This is a genomic window from Duganella lactea, from assembly GCF_009857505.1.
GTDB classification, from domain to species: domain Bacteria; phylum Pseudomonadota; class Gammaproteobacteria; order Burkholderiales; family Burkholderiaceae_D; genus Rugamonas; species Rugamonas lactea.
This window is the reverse complement of sequence record NZ_WWCP01000041.1, coordinates 1-15,611: the sequence shown is the minus strand read 5'-3', so window position 1 is coordinate 15,611 and position 15,611 is coordinate 1. Positions and strand designations below refer to the sequence as shown.

Annotated in this window: 12 protein-coding genes; 5 read left to right on the top strand and 7 right to left on the bottom strand. The window is 64.1% G+C overall.

Going from position 1 to position 15,611, the window contains the following annotated elements:
- Nucleotides 1-29 precede the first annotated feature (29 nt).
- From GTP44_RS23230 to clpS, 6 genes are all read right to left on the bottom strand, one after another.
- Nucleotides 30-2,459: an FtsX-like permease family protein gene (locus tag GTP44_RS23230; protein ID WP_161021275.1), complete on the bottom strand. Its 2,430-nt coding sequence runs from the start codon at nt 2,457-2,459 to the stop codon at nt 30-32.
- Between the two features lie 119 nt (nt 2,460-2,578).
- A complete protein-coding gene (locus GTP44_RS23225) occupies nt 2,579-5,896 on the bottom strand; it encodes a S41 family peptidase (protein WP_202424198.1) in 3,318 nt (1,105 codons plus the stop codon).
- A gap of 68 nt (nt 5,897-5,964) precedes the next feature.
- Nucleotides 5,965-6,903 carry a hypothetical protein gene (locus tag GTP44_RS23220; protein ID WP_161021274.1) on the bottom strand — a complete coding sequence of 313 codons (939 nt, stop codon included), beginning with the start codon at nt 6,901-6,903 and terminating at the stop codon, nt 5,965-5,967.
- Nucleotides 6,904-6,912: 9 nt separating this feature from the next.
- Nucleotides 6,913-8,634, bottom strand: coding sequence for a hypothetical protein (locus GTP44_RS23215; protein WP_161021273.1), 1,722 nt, complete (start codon nt 8,632-8,634; stop codon nt 6,913-6,915).
- A gap of 160 nt (nt 8,635-8,794) precedes the next feature.
- Complete coding sequence (gene clpA, locus GTP44_RS23210) at nt 8,795-11,101, bottom strand: ATP-dependent Clp protease ATP-binding subunit ClpA (RefSeq protein ID WP_160991869.1); 2,307 nt, start codon at nt 11,099-11,101, stop codon at nt 8,795-8,797.
- Nucleotides 11,098-11,400: an ATP-dependent Clp protease adapter ClpS gene (clpS, locus tag GTP44_RS23205; protein ID WP_008446470.1), complete on the bottom strand. Its 303-nt coding sequence runs from the start codon at nt 11,398-11,400 to the stop codon at nt 11,098-11,100. The genes clpA and clpS overlap by 4 nt, the downstream gene beginning before the upstream one ends.
- 325 nt (nt 11,401-11,725) lie before the next feature.
- Between clpS and cspE the strand changes: the two genes are divergently transcribed.
- Nucleotides 11,726-11,929 (top strand): transcription antiterminator/RNA stability regulator CspE, encoded by a 204-nt coding sequence (gene cspE / locus GTP44_RS23200; protein ID WP_008446468.1) that lies wholly within the window; start codon nt 11,726-11,728, stop codon nt 11,927-11,929.
- On the opposite strand, the gene GTP44_RS23195 is transcribed toward cspE, so the two are convergent.
- Nucleotides 11,926-12,147 (bottom strand): hypothetical protein, encoded by a 222-nt coding sequence (locus GTP44_RS23195; RefSeq protein WP_161021272.1) that lies wholly within the window; start codon nt 12,145-12,147, stop codon nt 11,926-11,928. The genes cspE and GTP44_RS23195 overlap by 4 nt on opposite strands.
- Here GTP44_RS23195 and rfbB point away from each other — a divergent pair.
- From rfbB to rfbD, 4 genes are read left to right on the top strand one after another with little or no spacing between them, the layout of a single operon-like run.
- Complete coding sequence (rfbB, locus tag GTP44_RS23190) at nt 12,116-13,186, top strand: dTDP-glucose 4,6-dehydratase (protein ID WP_161021271.1); 1,071 nt, start codon at nt 12,116-12,118, stop codon at nt 13,184-13,186. The two genes, GTP44_RS23195 and rfbB, sit on opposite strands and share 32 nt — an antisense overlap.
- On the top strand, nt 13,183-14,082 hold the full coding sequence (gene rfbA, locus GTP44_RS23185) for a glucose-1-phosphate thymidylyltransferase RfbA (protein ID WP_202424197.1): 900 nt from the start codon (nt 13,183-13,185) through the stop codon (nt 14,080-14,082). Before rfbB ends, rfbA begins: the two co-directional genes overlap by 4 nt.
- Nucleotides 14,079-14,627: a dTDP-4-dehydrorhamnose 3,5-epimerase gene (gene rfbC / locus GTP44_RS23180; protein ID WP_161021270.1), complete on the top strand. Its 549-nt coding sequence runs from the start codon at nt 14,079-14,081 to the stop codon at nt 14,625-14,627. The genes rfbA and rfbC overlap by 4 nt, the downstream gene beginning before the upstream one ends.
- Nucleotides 14,624-15,481, top strand: a complete 858-nt coding sequence (gene rfbD, locus GTP44_RS23175; RefSeq protein WP_161021269.1) for a dTDP-4-dehydrorhamnose reductase — start codon at nt 14,624-14,626, stop codon at nt 15,479-15,481. The genes rfbC and rfbD overlap by 4 nt, the downstream gene beginning before the upstream one ends.
- The last annotated feature ends 130 nt before the right edge of the window (nt 15,482-15,611 follow it).

The window sequence follows — 15,611 nt, the reverse complement described above, 5'->3', positions numbered from 1 at the left end:
TGGCGAGAGGGTGGTGTTGAATCGGCAGCCTAAGCACGCAGCGCGTCGGCCGGCGACATATGCATGGCCAACCAAGTATGCCGGATAGTGGCGAAAGCAGTGACGGCCAAGGTTATCAGCAGTGCGAAGCTTAGCGTCCAGTAGCCGATTGGTGCGTGTTCAATGAAGTTGCTGAGGTAGCGCCGGATCAGCAACAGCGCGATCGGTAGCGCCAGTGCGGTGGCAAACACGGTCAACGTGCCGGTTTCGCGAATGATCACCAACCCGATGTCGGCACGGCGTGCGCCGTGCAGTTTGCGCAGGAGGATTTCGCGCGCACGACGCTGCACTGTGTTGGCGGACAGCGTGTAAGTGCCGAAAGCGGCAATCAGCAGGGCCACCACGCTGGCGGCCACCAGCAGCCGAACCATGCGCGCGTCCTCTTCATAGTTAGCGGCAAGGATGACGCCGGCCCGCTGCATATTCAATACCTGCTCGGGGAAGTAGCGTGGCCACAGGCGTCGTATCGCATCTTCCACCACCGCTTTGTCACCCGAAGCGCGCACGCTGAGAGTTACGCCGGCGGTCCAAAGTTCGAAGGCGGTCGCGCGCGGTGCGCTGCGCAGCGAGTGGAAGCGCAACTCCGGCGCAATGCCGATGACGCGCTTGCGCACCACCTTGCCGTCAAAGCCGGTAAACAGGACCGTCTCGCCCAGCGCGGCCTGCGGCGACGCGAATCCCAATTCACGGGCCGCAATCGCATTGAGAACAACAGGAACCAGATCGTCTTCCTTATCGCGGCGGGCGTCGAACAGGCGCCCCAGCAATGGCTCGATGCGATATTGTTGGAAGAAGTTCGCGCTCACCCCTTTCATCTCCATCAACGCCGCAGTGCCGCCAGGCCGCGTCAACTCGCGCGACCATGCCATATCGAGCTTGCCGATCGGATCTTCGGATACCGCGATGCCCTCCACGCCCGGCTGCGCCGCCAACGCCGCCATAAAGCCGCGCGCCTTGTCACTGTGGCGCACCGGCTCCGGTAACCCGACCACCACCAGCGGCGTTGGATCGAAACCCGGCTCGGCGCGCATCATGTAGTCCGTCTGCCAGGCGATCGCGATAGTGACGCCAGTAAGGCACATGGCGGTTGCCGTTTGCAGCACCGTGAGCACGCGCCGGAAGCGCGTGCTGCCGAGCGACTCGGTATCGGGACGTCCGGCCAGCATCTGCGTCGGCAGCACATGCAGCGCAATCCAGGTCGGATAGAGCGACGTCAGTACGCCCAAGGTACAGCCTAACGCCAGCGCGGCGGCGATATTGGACAACGTGATCATTCCTTCCAGCTCGCGATTGACCATCTGTGAAAAGGCCGGCAGCGCCAGCCACACCAACAGCAGACCAAACGCCGTCGCCACCAGTGCCGCCAATATCGATTCGGCGATGAACAAGCCGGCGACGCGACCAGCGGATGCGCCGAGCACCTTGCGCAACGCCACCTCACGTTGCCGCCGCAGTACGCGTACAGTTGCCAGATTGACGTAGTTGATGCCGGCCAACGCCAGTATCGCCACAGCGATCAGCACCAGCCCCGCCAGCACGGCAGGATTGGCTCGCTGACCAGGCGCCAGGCGGCTGGCCTCCACGCGATGATCCAGATAGGCGTCGCGCAGCGGCGCCAGTTCCAGATCAAACGCGCTGCGTCCAGCCAGGCGCGCTTTGGTCTCGGGGGGATAATTTTGCAAACTGGGCGTGCGGTCCACCACGCGCTGCAAGGCATCGCGAATGGCACTCAGAGAGGCTCCGGGTTGCACACGGATCAGCAGCTTGCCCATCCACGCCTGCTCGCCGGTCAACATCTCGCTGCGGATCGACGGATCGGTCAGCACCGAGTTCACGCCGAACAATGCCTCGAACGGAATCGTCGTATTCGCGGGCACACGCACCACGGCGCCAACACGGACCATTTTCCCTTCAGCTTGCAGTGTGCGCCCCAGCGCTTCAGCGGTGCCAAACAAGCGCACGGCGGCAGCCTCGGACAACACAAAGCTGTCAGGTTGCGCCAGCGCCAGGCGCAGATCACCTTGCCGTGACTGCAGGCCCAGCGTGCTGTCGAAGCCGGGCAACACCACCAGAGCGCTTACTGTTTGCAGGCCGCGCTGCGCGCGCACCGTTAGCGGACGCTCCACGGGACGCATCGGCAGGTAGCTGGTGGCGTCCTTGACGCCGGGCGTGTCGATCGCCACTGCGCGCAGGAACAGTGGCGCGGCCTCGTACTTCGGGCGCGTATCGGCAACGTTATAGTACTGGTTGACGACGTACAGCTCGTCCACATTCGGGATCTGGGCGTTATAGCTGGTCGAAAACCGCACAAAGCCCAGCAGCAGCAAGCTTGCCGCCATGCCGATGCTGAGGATCAGGACGACCGTCAGCGTGTACGCCGGTTGCTGGATCAGGGTGCGCCAGCCGATGCGTAAGTCCATATGTTTACAGTCCTGGTTGAGATGATGATCTCAATCTGCAAACTCCATGCCACACGGATTTACGCATAGGCGGCGGGCGCGGTGTACGGAAATGAACGCTGGCGCAGCAATCGCACTGTTCAATTCCGGACATTCAGGCCGGGGATCACCTGCGGGTTGTAAGGTTTGACCGGCTGCGCCTTCAGCTTTTTATCGAGCAGTTGCAGCGCCACCTCCAGCTGACGGTCCTGGCCCTGATAGGTGGCGTGCGGCGGATTGTCCACCACCACGTCCGGCGTCACGCCCACGCCTTCGATCAGCCACTGGCCGTCCTCGGTGTTGAACTGACCCATCTCGGCCACGCGCGCCATGCCGTTGTCGATCAGGCGGTTGCTGTCGCTCAGCCAGACGCCGGCGCCGGCGGTGCGCTTGCCGACCAGCGGGCCAAGGCCCAGCGACTTGACGCCGGCGGCGAAGGTTTCGCCATCGGAGTAGGTGTATTCATCGACCAGCACCACCAGATGGCCGCGGAAGGTGTTCTGCATGTTCGGCGACGGCGCCACGCCCGGCGGCGCCCAGAAGGCCCACGCCTTGCGCAGCAGCTTCTCGATGATCCAGCTGTCGATATTGCCGCCGTTGTTGCGGCGGACGTCGATGATCAGGCCCTCGCGGTTGACGTTGGCGTAGAAGTCGCGCGCGAAGGAGGCGATGTCGCTGGCGCCCATGGCGCGCAGGTGCAGGTAGCCGATGCGCCCCTTGGACACCGCTTCCACCTGGCGCGCGCGCGATTGTTCCCAGTCGCTGTAGCGCAGCGCGTACTGTCTGACCATGTTCACCGGCAGCACAATCACCGAGCGCGTGTCGTTCTTGCGCTTCACCTGTAGCAGTACCTGTTTGTCGGCTTGATTCAGCAGCAGGTCGGCGATGTCGCGCGCTTCCAGCACCGGCTTGCCGTTGACGGCGGTGATGATGTCGCCCTCTTTGACATCCACACCGGCTTGCGCCAGCGGGCCGCGTTGCGCTGGCAGTTCCGGTTCGCTGGCATAGATATGATCGACGCGATAGCCCTCGGCGGTGCGCGACAGCAGCGCACCCAGGCCGGCCGGCGTGCCTTCCGGCGCCGAGCGGCGGATGTCGCCCGGACGAATCTGCGAGTGCAGCGCGCCGACTTCGCTGATCATCATGCCCAGCACGTCGTCCAGCTCCACGCGGTCGGTCACGCGGTCCACCAGCGGCGCGTATTTGGCGCGCACCGCCGGCCAGTCGGCGCCGCGCATCTTCACGTCGTAAAGGAAGTCGCGGTGCATGCGCCAGGCGTCGTTGAACATCTGCTTCCACTCCAGGCGCGGATTGGAGGTGAAGGCCCAGTCGTCCACCTTGACCCTGGACTTACCGACATCCGACGGCGCCTTGGCGCCGGCTTCCACCACCAGCATCTCCCCCACCGGGCCACTCAGGGTGCGGTAGTAGACGCGCTTCTTGTCGGCCGACAGATCGAACTCGCGCACGCCGGCCGCGAACACCTCCGGCTTCGGCTCGTTGCTGGCGATGGCCAGCGTTTTCAGCGCGGCCTTGCCATCGGCACCATCGGCGTCGATGAAGTACAGGCGCTTGTCGTCGATCTGCAGACCGCGGTAATTGCCCGGCGCCAGCGGCACTTCGTACAGGCGGTCGGCCAGGCCCGGATAGATAATCGCCGGCAGCGTTTTGTCCTTGGATTTAGGGGCGGCCTTGGCGACGGCTTTTTCGGCGGCCTTCTCGGCCGCCTGCTCGGTCGCGCCTTCGGCCGGCTTGTCGCCGGGCTTGCTCAGTTCATCGTCCGGCTTGAACGGGAAGCGGTTGTACGGTTGCAGCGCCAGCGCGTAGATGCCGGTGCGCTTGTCGAACACCGGGCCCATGTTGCGGTCGCCCCACGGCGAGCCGTTGGCCAGGTTGAAGTTGCGCGCGGACAGGAAGTACAGCCATTTACCGTCCGGCGAGAACACCGGCGCGCGCGACGTGTAGCGGTCGCTGGTGACGAAACTCAGCTGCTTGCTGTCGATGTTGTACAGGCCGATCTGGTCGCGCTGCGCGGTGCTGCCGGCGCGCACCAGCGCCAGGTTCTTGCCGTCCGGCGACCACAGGATTTCCTCGTACTCGCCCAGCCCCGATTTGCCGGCGTCGTCGATGATGAGGTTGGTCTTGCTGGCCAGGTCCAGCAGCCAGAAGCGGCCTTTCTTGTCGGTGTGGCCGAGCCAGCGGCCGTCCGGCGATGGGTACAGCTTCCAGCGGTGGCTGCTGCCGTCCCGGGTCAACTGCTCGCCCTTGCCGGAGCCGTCGGCGGCGAAGGCCCAGATTTCGTTTTCGCCGGTGGTGTCGACGATGGCGTAGATGGTTTTGTCGTCGTGGCTGAACACGGCGTCGCGGGCGCGCGCGCCTTCCGGTATCGCGATCTCGACACGGCGCTGGGCGCCGGTGCCGGCCACGCTGACGCGGCCACGCGCGGTCAGCACGATGCGCTCGGTTTTGCCGGCGATCTGCACACTGGTCAGGCTCTCCAGCGGCGAGCGGATCTGGCGCGAGCGCTGCTGGTCGAAGTCGGACACCAGGTTGATGGCCAGCTTGTCGTCCTTGCTGGTGGCCAGGTCCAGCACGCGCAGGTCGGCGCCCAGCTGGTAGGCGATGCGGCCGTCACCCATGCTGGCGTTGCGCACGTCCCAGGCGGTGTGACTGGTCAGCTGGCGCGGATCACTGCCATCCGGCGCCATGCTCCACAGATTGTCCGAGCCACCGCGATCGCTGACGAAGTAGACCCGCCCCTGCCACCACATCGGGCGCTTGTTGTTGCCGGTGTCGGCGGCCAGCAGTTGCACCGCCTCGGCCTGGCCGTCGAGGTCATAGCGCCATAGCTGCGCGTAGGCGCCGCCGCGATACAGCTTGACGTTGTCGTTGGTCAGCGCCAGGCCGTTGCGGGTGAAGTACAGCGTCTTGCCGGCGTCGTCCAACACGGCGTCATTGGCGTCGGCCAGCGGGAAGATGCGGCGCTGCAGGCTGTCCGGCTGGACGGCGGCGATGACAAAGCTGCGGCCCGGTCCGGTACCACCGGCCATGCTCATCAACACTTCGCCCTGCGCGCTCCAGCCCAGCACCGAGACGGCGCCGTTCTCAAACGTGACGCGCCTTGGCAGGCCGCCCGCCAGTGGCATCACATAGGCTTCCTGCGCGCCCTCGTAGGAGGCGGAGAAGGCCACCCACTGGCCATCGCGCGAGATGGCGGCGTTGGTTTCGGCCGCCGGGTGGGTGGTCAGGCGCTGGGCCTGGCCGCCGTGGGCGGCGGTCCTCCACAAGTCGCCCTCGGCGGTGAAGACGACGGCGTCGCCACGGATGGCTGGGTAGCGATAATAAGCATCGGCGGCGGCTGCGGAGGACAGCAGGCCGGCGGACAGCAGCATCAGGGCAAGCGGACGAGACAGGTTCATGAGACAGGGCCAGAAAAGTTGTCGAATGGATCGACAATTCTGGCACAGCTTGCGCCTGGCGGGAGAAATTATCGGCCGCGTCTTCGTCTGGTTTCAGCCGTGTGTCCAAACAGCACCACGCCCAGGCTGCCGGTGGCGTCGCCAGCGCGCTCCTGGCCGACACGGGTCTGCATCACCTCGACCGCGGTGAACTGTTGCGGCGCCAGTTGCAGGTCGTGCGCGCTGAGCACCAGGGCCTGCCGCTGGCCACGCTCCAGTGCCACCACCACGCTGGCCTCATGCGATTCGCGCCGCGCGGCGTCGACCGCGCGATACAGGCTGAGCTGACGCGGCCGGGTCGGCACCGGTTCGGCGCGCACCACGCGCGCGAGCTTGCGCAAAGCATCCTCGCCGAGCGGGCGCACCTCCACCAGGTAGGCCGCCTGTTCCGGCGCCGGATTGCCGGCCCAGAACACGAAATTGCCGCTGCCGGCCGCCGTCAGCATCGCCGAGGTCAGGTTGTACTGCGCCCAGTGGCGATCGGTCAGCGGCGCCGGCGTCAGCGGACCGGGATCGGGCTCCGGCGGCGTGCAGCTGACATGCACCAGCAGGCAGAAATGCTCCGGGATGCTGGCCTGCTCGGGGGTCCAGATCATCGGCGGCAAGCGCGTCGGCGCGGCGGCACGCCCCGGCACCGGCTTGCTGGCCGTGAAGATCATCTGGCGACTGGCGAAGCCGGTGGCCGGGTCGGACCAGTACACCTGCACTTTGGCCCGCACATTGGGCACGCCGCGATTGTCGACCTCGACCGTGATGGCCAGCGGCTCATCCGGCAGGTAGGTGCCGGCCGGCGTGGTGTAGTTGACGCCCTGCACGCGAATCGACGGGCACAACCAGCTGGTGACGGGCGGCGTCAGCTTGGTCAGCGGCCGCTGCGCGGCGCGCCCTTCGTCGCCGTGGAAGTATGGAATCACCAGCCACGGGTGACTGGTGTCGAGCTCGTCGCCATTCGAATGGTCGGGGTCCATGCGGCCTCCTTACAAGGCGGTTTGCGGATACGCCAGCGCCACCTCGGGCACCGGGTCGTCGTTGATCGAGCCGGCGGCGAGGTCCCAGCAGCGATCGCCTTCGTCGCGGTCGGCGTCCATGTCGAGATTGGCGCTGTCGACATCGCCGCGCGCGATCTGCCCCCACAGATTGAGCGCGAGGCGCGCGGCGCCGCTGACGTAGGCCTCCGGCGTGCTCTTGGCCGGGTGCGGCGGCGGCCCGCCGGCGCTCTGCTCGATCAGCGTGGCGGGCGGCACTGCATAACCGGCGTCAGGCTGGGCCGGCGCGCGGTGCGGGAAGGACGACGCCGGCGGCATGATGGTGAATTGCGCGTGCACCGGCTGCGCCAGCTGCAAGGCGCTCGGGTAAATGATGCCGAACACGGCCAGATAGTCGGCCGCGTCCGAGAAGCTTTGCCACATATAGCTTTGCAATTGCTCCAGCACGTCGCAGATGTGGACCGCTTCGTCGGTGGCGGCGAACGCCGTCAGCGCCTGGCCGCTGGTGCCGGGTTGCGATTCGGGGAAGCTGGGGTCCTTGGGCGGGTCGCTCTTGCCGCACACAGCCCCCAGCGTGAAAATGCACAGCAGTACGATGCCGATGGCGATCAGCGCGATCAGCAAGCCTTGCCAGCAGGTTTTGCTCTTGGTTTCCTCGCTGTCGGCTGCAGACGAGGCGCCGCCGCCCGGCGGCGCGGCGCCAGACGGTTTGACGCCCGTATCGAGCGGCGGGAAAGCGTCCGGATGGGCGGCCTTGCGGGTTTCCAGCACCAAGCTCAGCGGCGCTGGCACGTCCGGCAGGTCGAAGGCGCCCAGCAGTTCCAGATGGCGCAGTAGCTTGCCGTAGCCGGCCTGCAGGTCCGGCAATGGCGGCGTGACGCCCGGATCATAAGTGCCCGAGAGGCTGTTGCTGAGCAACTCTGCGATGTCAAGCGGCAGTTGCGGCGGCAGGCCGGGCGCGCCCCAGCGCAGTTGCTGCGCCAACTGCTTGAGCGGCGGCAGCCCCGCACGATCTTCGCGCAGCCAGGCACCGCCGGCATATTTGGCCAAGCGATCGCGGTACGGATGGGCGCGGCGCGGCCCGCCGACCGTGCGCGACTGCCAGGCGCTGCCGGCGACATTGCCGGCGTAACCGGCCAGCGCGCCGAAGGCGAAGGCGCGCTGGCCGCTGTCCTTGCCGGCGGCGGCGATGCAGCGCGCGAAGGCGTCGGTGCGGCGCGCGATGAACAGGTCGCCCCAGTTCCAGTCGGGGGTTTTACGGTCTTCCTGGCGCGGGTGGCGGCTCAGGTAGCGTGGCGGCGACATCTGCGCCGGCAAGGCCATGGCGGCGGTGATGATCTGCGTGGCGCGGTGCTCCAACCCGGCCAGCAGGACATTGACCTGGTTGAATTTGGTCACCGCGTCCGACGCGCCGGGATTGGTCAGCGCTGACTCCAGCGCGGCGCGCGCGGTGCTGACGTCGCCATACACCTCGCGGCCCTGGCGCCACAGATCGGCGGCGGTTTCCAGCATGTCCAGTTCGGTGGTGTCGCTGGTGGCGTGAGCCAGCAGGTGGTCGGTGAGCGCGCCGAGGCAGGCCAGATCGCCGTCCTGCGCCAGCGCGTCCAGCGTGCGCGCCTGCGCTTTCTGCTCGTCCGGATTGCTGTAGCTGGTCATCTTGAGCTGCGCGTGCAGCGCGTCCAGCACGGCCATGTGGCCGAAATAATCGATCATCGCATCCTCCGCCGCCGGTATTGATGGCGCTCCAATGCCAGCCATCTTGCGCCGCGCGCGATGCGGCGGTGTTGATGTAGATCAGAGGGCGAGTGACGGGCGGGCCGGCAACGCGGGCGAAAAAAAGCCCGCTGGCGCGGGCTTTTCGGAACGATGCGGCTTAGTCGACTTCGACGGTTTCCGGCGGTGGCGCCGGCGCCGCGTCCGGCGGTTCCGGGAACTCCAGCTTGACGGCGTCCGCCTCGTCCATGTCCACGGTGACCTTGCCGCCGCTGACCAGGCGGCCAAACAGCAGCTCGTCGGCCAGCGCCTTGCGGATCATGTCCTGGATCAGGCGCGACATCGGCCGCGCGCCCATCAACGGGTCGAAGCCTTTCTTGCCGAGGAACTGGCGCAGCTTGTCGGTGAAGATCGCTTCGACTTTCTTCTCGTGCAGCTGCTCTTCCAGCTGCATCAGGAACTTGTCGACCACGCGCAGAATAATTTCCTCATCCAGCGGACGGAAGCTGATGATCGCGTCCAGACGGTTGCGGAACTCCGGCGTGAACATGCGCTTGATGTCGCCCATCTCGTCGCCGGCCTGCTTGGTGTTGGTGAAGCCGATCGACGACTTCTGCAGCGACTCGGCGCCCGCGTTGGTGGTCATGATGATGATCACGTTGCGGAAGTCGGCCTTGCGTCCGTTGTTGTCGGTCAGCGTGCCGTGGTCCATCACCTGCAACAGGATGTTGAAGATGTCCGGATGGGCTTTTTCGATCTCATCGAGCAGCAGCACCGTGTGCGGCTTCTTGGTGATGGCCTCGGTCAGCAAACCGCCCTGGTCGAAACCGACGTAACCCGGCGGCGCGCCGATCAGGCGCGACACGGCGTGACGCTCCATGTACTCCGACATGTCGAAGCGCACCAGCTCGATGCCGAGGATGAAGGCCAGCTGTTTCGCCACCTCGGTCTTGCCGACCCCGGTCGGACCGGAGAACAGGAAGGAGCCGATCGGCTTGTCGGTCTTGCCCAGGCCGGCACGGGCCATCTTGATCGCCGAGGCCAGCGCTTCGATCGCCGGGTCCTGGCCGAACACCACGTTGCGCAGGTCGCGGTCGATGGTCTGCAGCTTGCTGCGGTCGTCCTGGTTGACGGTCTGCGGCGGGATGCGCGCGATCTTCGAGATGATGTCCTCGATCTCGGTCTTGCCGATGGTTTTCTTCTGCTTCGATTTCGGCAGGATGCGTTGCGCCGCGCCCGCCTCGTCGATGACGTCGATCGCCTTGTCCGGCAAATGACGGTCGTTGATGAAGCGCGCCGCCAGTTCGGCCGCGGTCGACAGCGCCGACGACGAGTACTTGACGCCGTGGTGCTCTTCGAAGCGCGACTTCAGGCCGCGCAGAATCTGCACCGTCTGCTCGACGGTCGGCTCGTTGACGTCCACTTTCTGGAAGCGGCGGCTCAGCGCGTGGTCCTTCTCGAACACGCCACGGAATTCGGTGTAGGTGGTCGCGCCGACGCACTTCAGCTGGCCGTTGGCCAGGGCCGGTTTCAGCAGGTTGGACGCGTCCAGCGTGCCGCCCGAGGCCGAGCCGGCGCCGATGATGGTGTGAATCTCGTCGATGAACAGGATGCCGTTCGGGTTGTCCTTGAGCTGCTTGAGCACCGATTTCAGACGTTGCTCGAAGTCGCCGCGGTACTTGGTGCCGGCCAGCAGCGCGCCCATGTCGAGCGAATACACGACGGCGTTCTGCAGGATTTCCGGCACGTCGCCCTGGGTGATGCGGTAGGCCAGGCCTTCGGCGATGGCGGTCTTGCCGACCCCGGCCTCGCCCACCAGCAGCGGATTGTTCTTGCGACGGCGGCACAGGATCTGGATCACGCGATCCACTTCCTCTTCGCGGCCGATCAGCGGATCGATCTTGCCGTCGGCGGCCGACTTGTTGAGGTTCTGGGTGAACTGGTCGAGCGGGCTTTCCTTGCTCTGGCCCTCGCCGGCCGGCGCGCCCTCCTCCACGCCTTCCGACGCTTTCGCGGTGTCGGACTGCTGGTCCTTGCGCACGCCGTGCGAGATGAAGTTGACCACGTCGAGGCGGGTCACGCCCTGCTGGTGCAGGTAGTACACCGCGTGCGAGTCTTTTTCACCAAAGATGGCCACCAGCACGTTGGCGCCGGTGACTTCCTTCTTGCCGTTGGAGGCCGACTGCACGTGCATGATGGCACGCTGGATCACGCGCTGGAAACCGAGCGTCGGCTGGGTATCGACCTCGCCCGTGCCGGGCACGGTCGGGGTGTTGTCACCAATAAAATTGGTGAGCGTTTTGCGCAGATCTTCAATGTTGACGGCGCATGCGCGCAACACTTCGGCGGCCGAAGGGTTGTCCAGCAAGGCCAGCAGCAAGTGCTCCACCGTGATGAACTCGTGGCGCGCCTGTCGGGCTTCGACAAACGCCATGTGCAAACTTACTTCCAATTCCTGCGCAATCATACTTCCTCCATCACGCACTGCAGGGGATGGCCCGCCTTGCGCGCATGCGTTAAAACAAACTCCACTTTGGTACAGGCGATATCTTTCGAAAACACTCCACACACTCCTTTGCCGTAGCGGTGAACACTGAGCATTATCTGCGTGGCGGTTTCACGGTCTTTATTGAAATACTCCTGAATAATCGCGACCACAAATTCCATCGGCGTGTAGTCGTCATTAAGCAACGCCACCTGGTATAACGGTGGCGGCTTCAGCGTTTGCCGCTCCAAGAGGGTTTCGGTGTCATGCTTGGTTGCCATACGCTTATATTCTAATGCTTTCGGGGTTGATGCAATGTGCATTTCGCTGCACATATCCAATTGTTTTCCATCTTACGCGTTTTCTGAACTTGTCACAGATGGCGCCCCATTCCGCAAAATCAAGAGTTGCATTTTCACCAATTGGCGCAAAAGTAGCAAAATGCATACAAATCTGCTTGACTTTCAAATTTGGTCCGCTAACAATGCGTTTATCGGCTTCGTGCAGCGATGTACATGTTGATAAGAAGTGGGCGTGAGGAGAGGGGCAAGAAGCTTCTTGCTTTTATGGCTCGTGTGATCTGTTTTAATTTAGAAAGTTCTTTTTATGGCAACTGGTACTGTTAAGTGGTTCAATGATTCCAAAGGTTTTGGCTTCATCACTCCAGATGACGGCGGCGAAGATTTGTTCGCTCACTTCTCCGCAATCAACATGAACGGTTTTAAGACCCTGAAAGAAGGTCAAAAAGTTCAGTTCGAAGTCACGCAAGGCCCTAAAGGCAAGCAAGCTTCCAACATCCAGTCGGCTTAATCGCCAGGCTGTCCGATGTAAAAAACCTCGCGCCGCGAGGTTTTTTTTCGCCTGTCGCGGGCAGGCTGTTGCAAATCCGCAGCGCCGCCGGCGCTGATACACGGCTGATTTTTTTTGCGCAGCACAAGATTGTTTTGACGTAAAATCACACTTACAACTAATTCAACTTTGATGCGGGAATGACAAATGATTTTTGTGACCGGTGGTGCGGGCTTCATAGGCTCTAATTTTGTTCTGGACTGGCTGGCGCAGTCGGACGAGCCTGTGCTGAACTATGACAAGCTGACCTATGCCGGCAATCTGAACAACCTGGCGTCGCTGAAACAGGACGCGCGCCACACTTTTGTGCGCGGCGATATTTGTGATCAGGCGCAAGTGCTGGCGTTGTTCCAGCAACACAAACCACGCGCCGTGGTGCACTTCGCGGCCGAAAGCCACGTCGACCGTTCGATCCTCGGGCCGGGCGAATTCATCAACACCAACATCAACGGCACTTTCAGCCTGTTGGAAGCGGCGCGCGCCTACTGGTCGGCGCTGCCGGAAGACGAAAAGGCCGCGTTCCGCTTCCTGCACGTCTCGACCGACGAGGTGTACGGCACGCTCGGACCGAACGATCCACCGTTCAGCGAAACCACCGCGTTCGCGCCGAACAGCCCGTATTCGGCATCGAAAGCCGCCTCGGACCACCTGGTGCGCTCGTATTTCCACACCTACGGCCTGCCGGTGCTGACCACCAACTGCTCGAACAACTACGGTCCGTACCACTTCCCCGAGAAGCTGATCCCGCTGATCATCGCCAACGCGCAGGCCGGCAAGCCGCTGCCGATCTACGGCGACGGCCAGCAGGTGCGCGACTGGCTGTACGTCACCGACCACGCGGCCGCCATCCGCCGCGTGCTGGAAGCGGGCCGCCTGGGCGAGACCTACAACGTCGGCGGCTGGAACGAGATGGCCAATCTGGATGTCGTGCATACGCTGTGCGACATGCTGGACAAACTGAAACCCAAGGCCGAGGGCAGCTACCGCGACCAGATCACCTTCGTCAAAGACCGTCCGGGCCACGACCGCCGCTATGCCATCGACGCGCGCAAGCTGGAACGTGAGCTGGGCTGGAAACCGGCCGAGACCTTCCAGTCAGGCATCGCCAAGACCGTGCAGTGGTATCTGGACCATCAGGAATGGGTGGCCGATGTGCAGTCGGGGAGCTATGCTAAATGGGTGGAAACCAATTACTTTAACCGTGAAGGCCAGCAATGAGCAGCACCATCCAACGCAAAGGCATTATCCTGGCCGGCGGCTCCGGCACCCGGCTGTATCCGGTGACAATGAGCGTCTCCAAGCAACTGCTGCCGATCTACGACAAACCGATGATCTACCACCCGCTGACCGTGCTGATGCTGGCCGGCATCCGCGAAGTGCTGATCATCTCCACGCCGCAGGACACGCCGCGCTTCAAGGATCTGCTGGGTGACGGCAGCCAGTGGGGCATCAGCATCAGCTACGCGGTGCAGCCGTCGCCGGACGGCCTGGCGCAGGCGTTCATCATCGGCCGCGAATTCGTCGGTGACGCGCCGTCGGCGCTGATCCTGGGCGACAACATCTACTACGGCAACGACCTCGACGCGCTGCTGCGCAGCGCCACCGAGCGCACCGACGGCGCCACCGTGTTCGCTTACCACGTGCAGGACCCGGAACGCTACGGCGTGGTCGAGTTCAACGACCAGCGCACCGCCGTGTCGATCGAAGAAAAGCCGAAACAGCCGAAGTCCAACTATGCCGTCACCGGCCTGTACTTCTACGACAACCAGGTATGCGACATCGCCGCCAACATCAAGCCATCGGCGCGCGGCGAGCTGGAAATCACCGACGTCAACAAGGTCTATCTGGACAAGGGCGAGCTGAACGTGGAAGTGATGGGCCGCGGCATGGCCTGGCTGGACACCGGTACCCACGAGTCGCTGCTGGAAGCGGGCCAGTTCATCGCCACCATCGAGAAGCGCCAGGGTCTGAAAGTGGCGTGCCCGGAAGAGATCGCCTACCGCAAGGGCTACATCGACGCCGCGCAGCTGCGCACGCTGGCCGAGCCGCTGAAGAAAAACAATTATGGGCAATATTTGCTGCAAATTCTGGAAGATAAGGTAGTCCAACGATGAACGTGATTCACACCCCGCTGCAAGGCTTGATGGTTCTGGAGCCGCGCGTGTTCGGCGACGACCGCGGTTTTTTCTTCGAAAGTTTCAACGCCCGCCGCTTTGCCGAACTGACCGGCGTGAACGCCGAGTTCGTACAAGACAACCACTCGCGCTCGCTGAAAGGCGTGCTGCGCGGCCTGCACTATCAGATTCAGCAAGCGCAAGGCAAGCTGGTGCGCGCCACCGCCGGCAGCGTGTTCGACGTCGCCGTCGACATCCGCAAGAGTTCGCCGACCTTCGGCCAGTGGTACGGCATTGAACTGTCGGCCGAGAACAAGCGCCAGATGTGGATACCGCCCGGCTTCGCGCACGGCTTCGTGGTCACCTCCGAGTCCGCCGAGTTCCTGTACAAGACCACCGACTACTGGGCGCCGGAACACGAGCGCGCGATCCTGTGGAACGACCCGGCCATCGGCATCACCTGGCCGGCGCTGGACGCGGCGCCGCTGCTGTCGGGCAAAGATCAAACCGCGCAGCTGCTGGCCGACGCCGAGGTCTTCGCATGAAGGTGCTGCTGACCGGTAGCACCGGCCAGGTTGGCTACGAGCTGGCGCGCAGCCTGCAGGGCGTGGGCGAGGTGGTGGCGGTCGACCGCCAGGTCATGGACCTGTCCGACCTGGACCAGGTGCGCGACGTCATCCGCCGCGTCAAGCCGCGGCTGATCGTCAATCCGGCCGCCTACACGGCGGTCGACAAGGCCGAGAGCGAGCCGGCGCTGGCGCACCGCATCAACGCCGAGGCGCCGGGCGTCATGGCCGAGGAAGCGCGGGCGCTGGGGGCGGCGCTGGTGCACTACTCCACCGACTATGTATTCGACGGCACGCAGCCATCGGCGCGCGTGGAGGACGACCCGCTCGGCCCGGTCAACGTCTACGGCGCCAGCAAGCTGGCTGGCGAACAGGCGATCGCCGCGGCCGGCATTCCGCACCTGATCTTCCGCACCAGCTGGGTGTACGGCACGCGCGGCAAGAACTTCCTGCTGACCATGCTGCGGCTGGCCAAAGAGCGTGACGAGCTGAAGGTGGTGGCCGACCAGCACGGCGCGCCGACGTGGAGCCGCACCATCGCCGACGTCACGGCGCAAGTGCTGTCGCAGGCGCACGCCGGCGGGCGCGAGTGGTGGGTGCAGAACAGCGGCATCTACCACCTGAGCGCGCAGGGCCAGACCACCTGGCATGAGTTCACCCAGGCCATCGTCGAAGAGGCCGGCCTGAGCTGCAACGTGCTGCCGATCACCAGCGCCGAGTACCCGACGCCGGCCAAACGTCCGACCTACTCGGTGATGTCATCGGAACGCCTGATGACGCGCTTCTGCCACCTGCCCCACTGGAAGGAAGCACTGCAGCTCTGCATGCGCTAAAAACGGTGTCAGATACCGTCTTGAATGGCAAGCTTTTTCGATAAGTATTTGGGGTCGAAAGGCTTGCCAGTACGGATGACACCGTAAATCAGATGCGTCAGTTTGTGAACGACAGCACTGATCACCGCTT

Bases quoted from the DNA above. Each gene is read 5' to 3' on its own strand.
- GTP44_RS23230 (WP_161021275.1), bottom strand. From the start codon at position 2,459: ATGGACTTACGCATCGGCTGGCGCACCCTGATCCAGCAACCGGCGTAC.
- GTP44_RS23225 (WP_202424198.1), bottom strand. From the start codon at position 5,896: ATGAACCTGTCTCGTCCGCTTGCCCTGATGCTGCTGTCCGCCGGCCTG.
- GTP44_RS23220 (WP_161021274.1), bottom strand. From the start codon at position 6,903: ATGGACCCCGACCATTCGAATGGCGACGAGCTCGACACCAGTCACCCG.
- GTP44_RS23215 (WP_161021273.1), bottom strand. From the start codon at position 8,634: ATGATCGATTATTTCGGCCACATGGCCGTGCTGGACGCGCTGCACGCG.
- clpA (WP_160991869.1), bottom strand. From the start codon at position 11,101: ATGATTGCGCAGGAATTGGAAGTAAGTTTGCACATGGCGTTTGTCGAA.
- clpS (WP_008446470.1), bottom strand. From the start codon at position 11,400: ATGGCAACCAAGCATGACACCGAAACCCTCTTGGAGCGGCAAACGCTG.
- cspE (WP_008446468.1), top strand. From the start codon at position 11,726: ATGGCAACTGGTACTGTTAAGTGGTTCAATGATTCCAAAGGTTTTGGC.
- rfbB (WP_161021271.1), top strand. From the start codon at position 12,116: ATGATTTTTGTGACCGGTGGTGCGGGCTTCATAGGCTCTAATTTTGTT.
- GTP44_RS23195 (WP_161021272.1), bottom strand. From the start codon at position 12,147: ATGAAGCCCGCACCACCGGTCACAAAAATCATTTGTCATTCCCGCATC.
- rfbA (WP_202424197.1), top strand. From the start codon at position 13,183: ATGAGCAGCACCATCCAACGCAAAGGCATTATCCTGGCCGGCGGCTCC.
- rfbC (WP_161021270.1), top strand. From the start codon at position 14,079: ATGAACGTGATTCACACCCCGCTGCAAGGCTTGATGGTTCTGGAGCCG.
- rfbD (WP_161021269.1), top strand. From the start codon at position 14,624: ATGAAGGTGCTGCTGACCGGTAGCACCGGCCAGGTTGGCTACGAGCTG.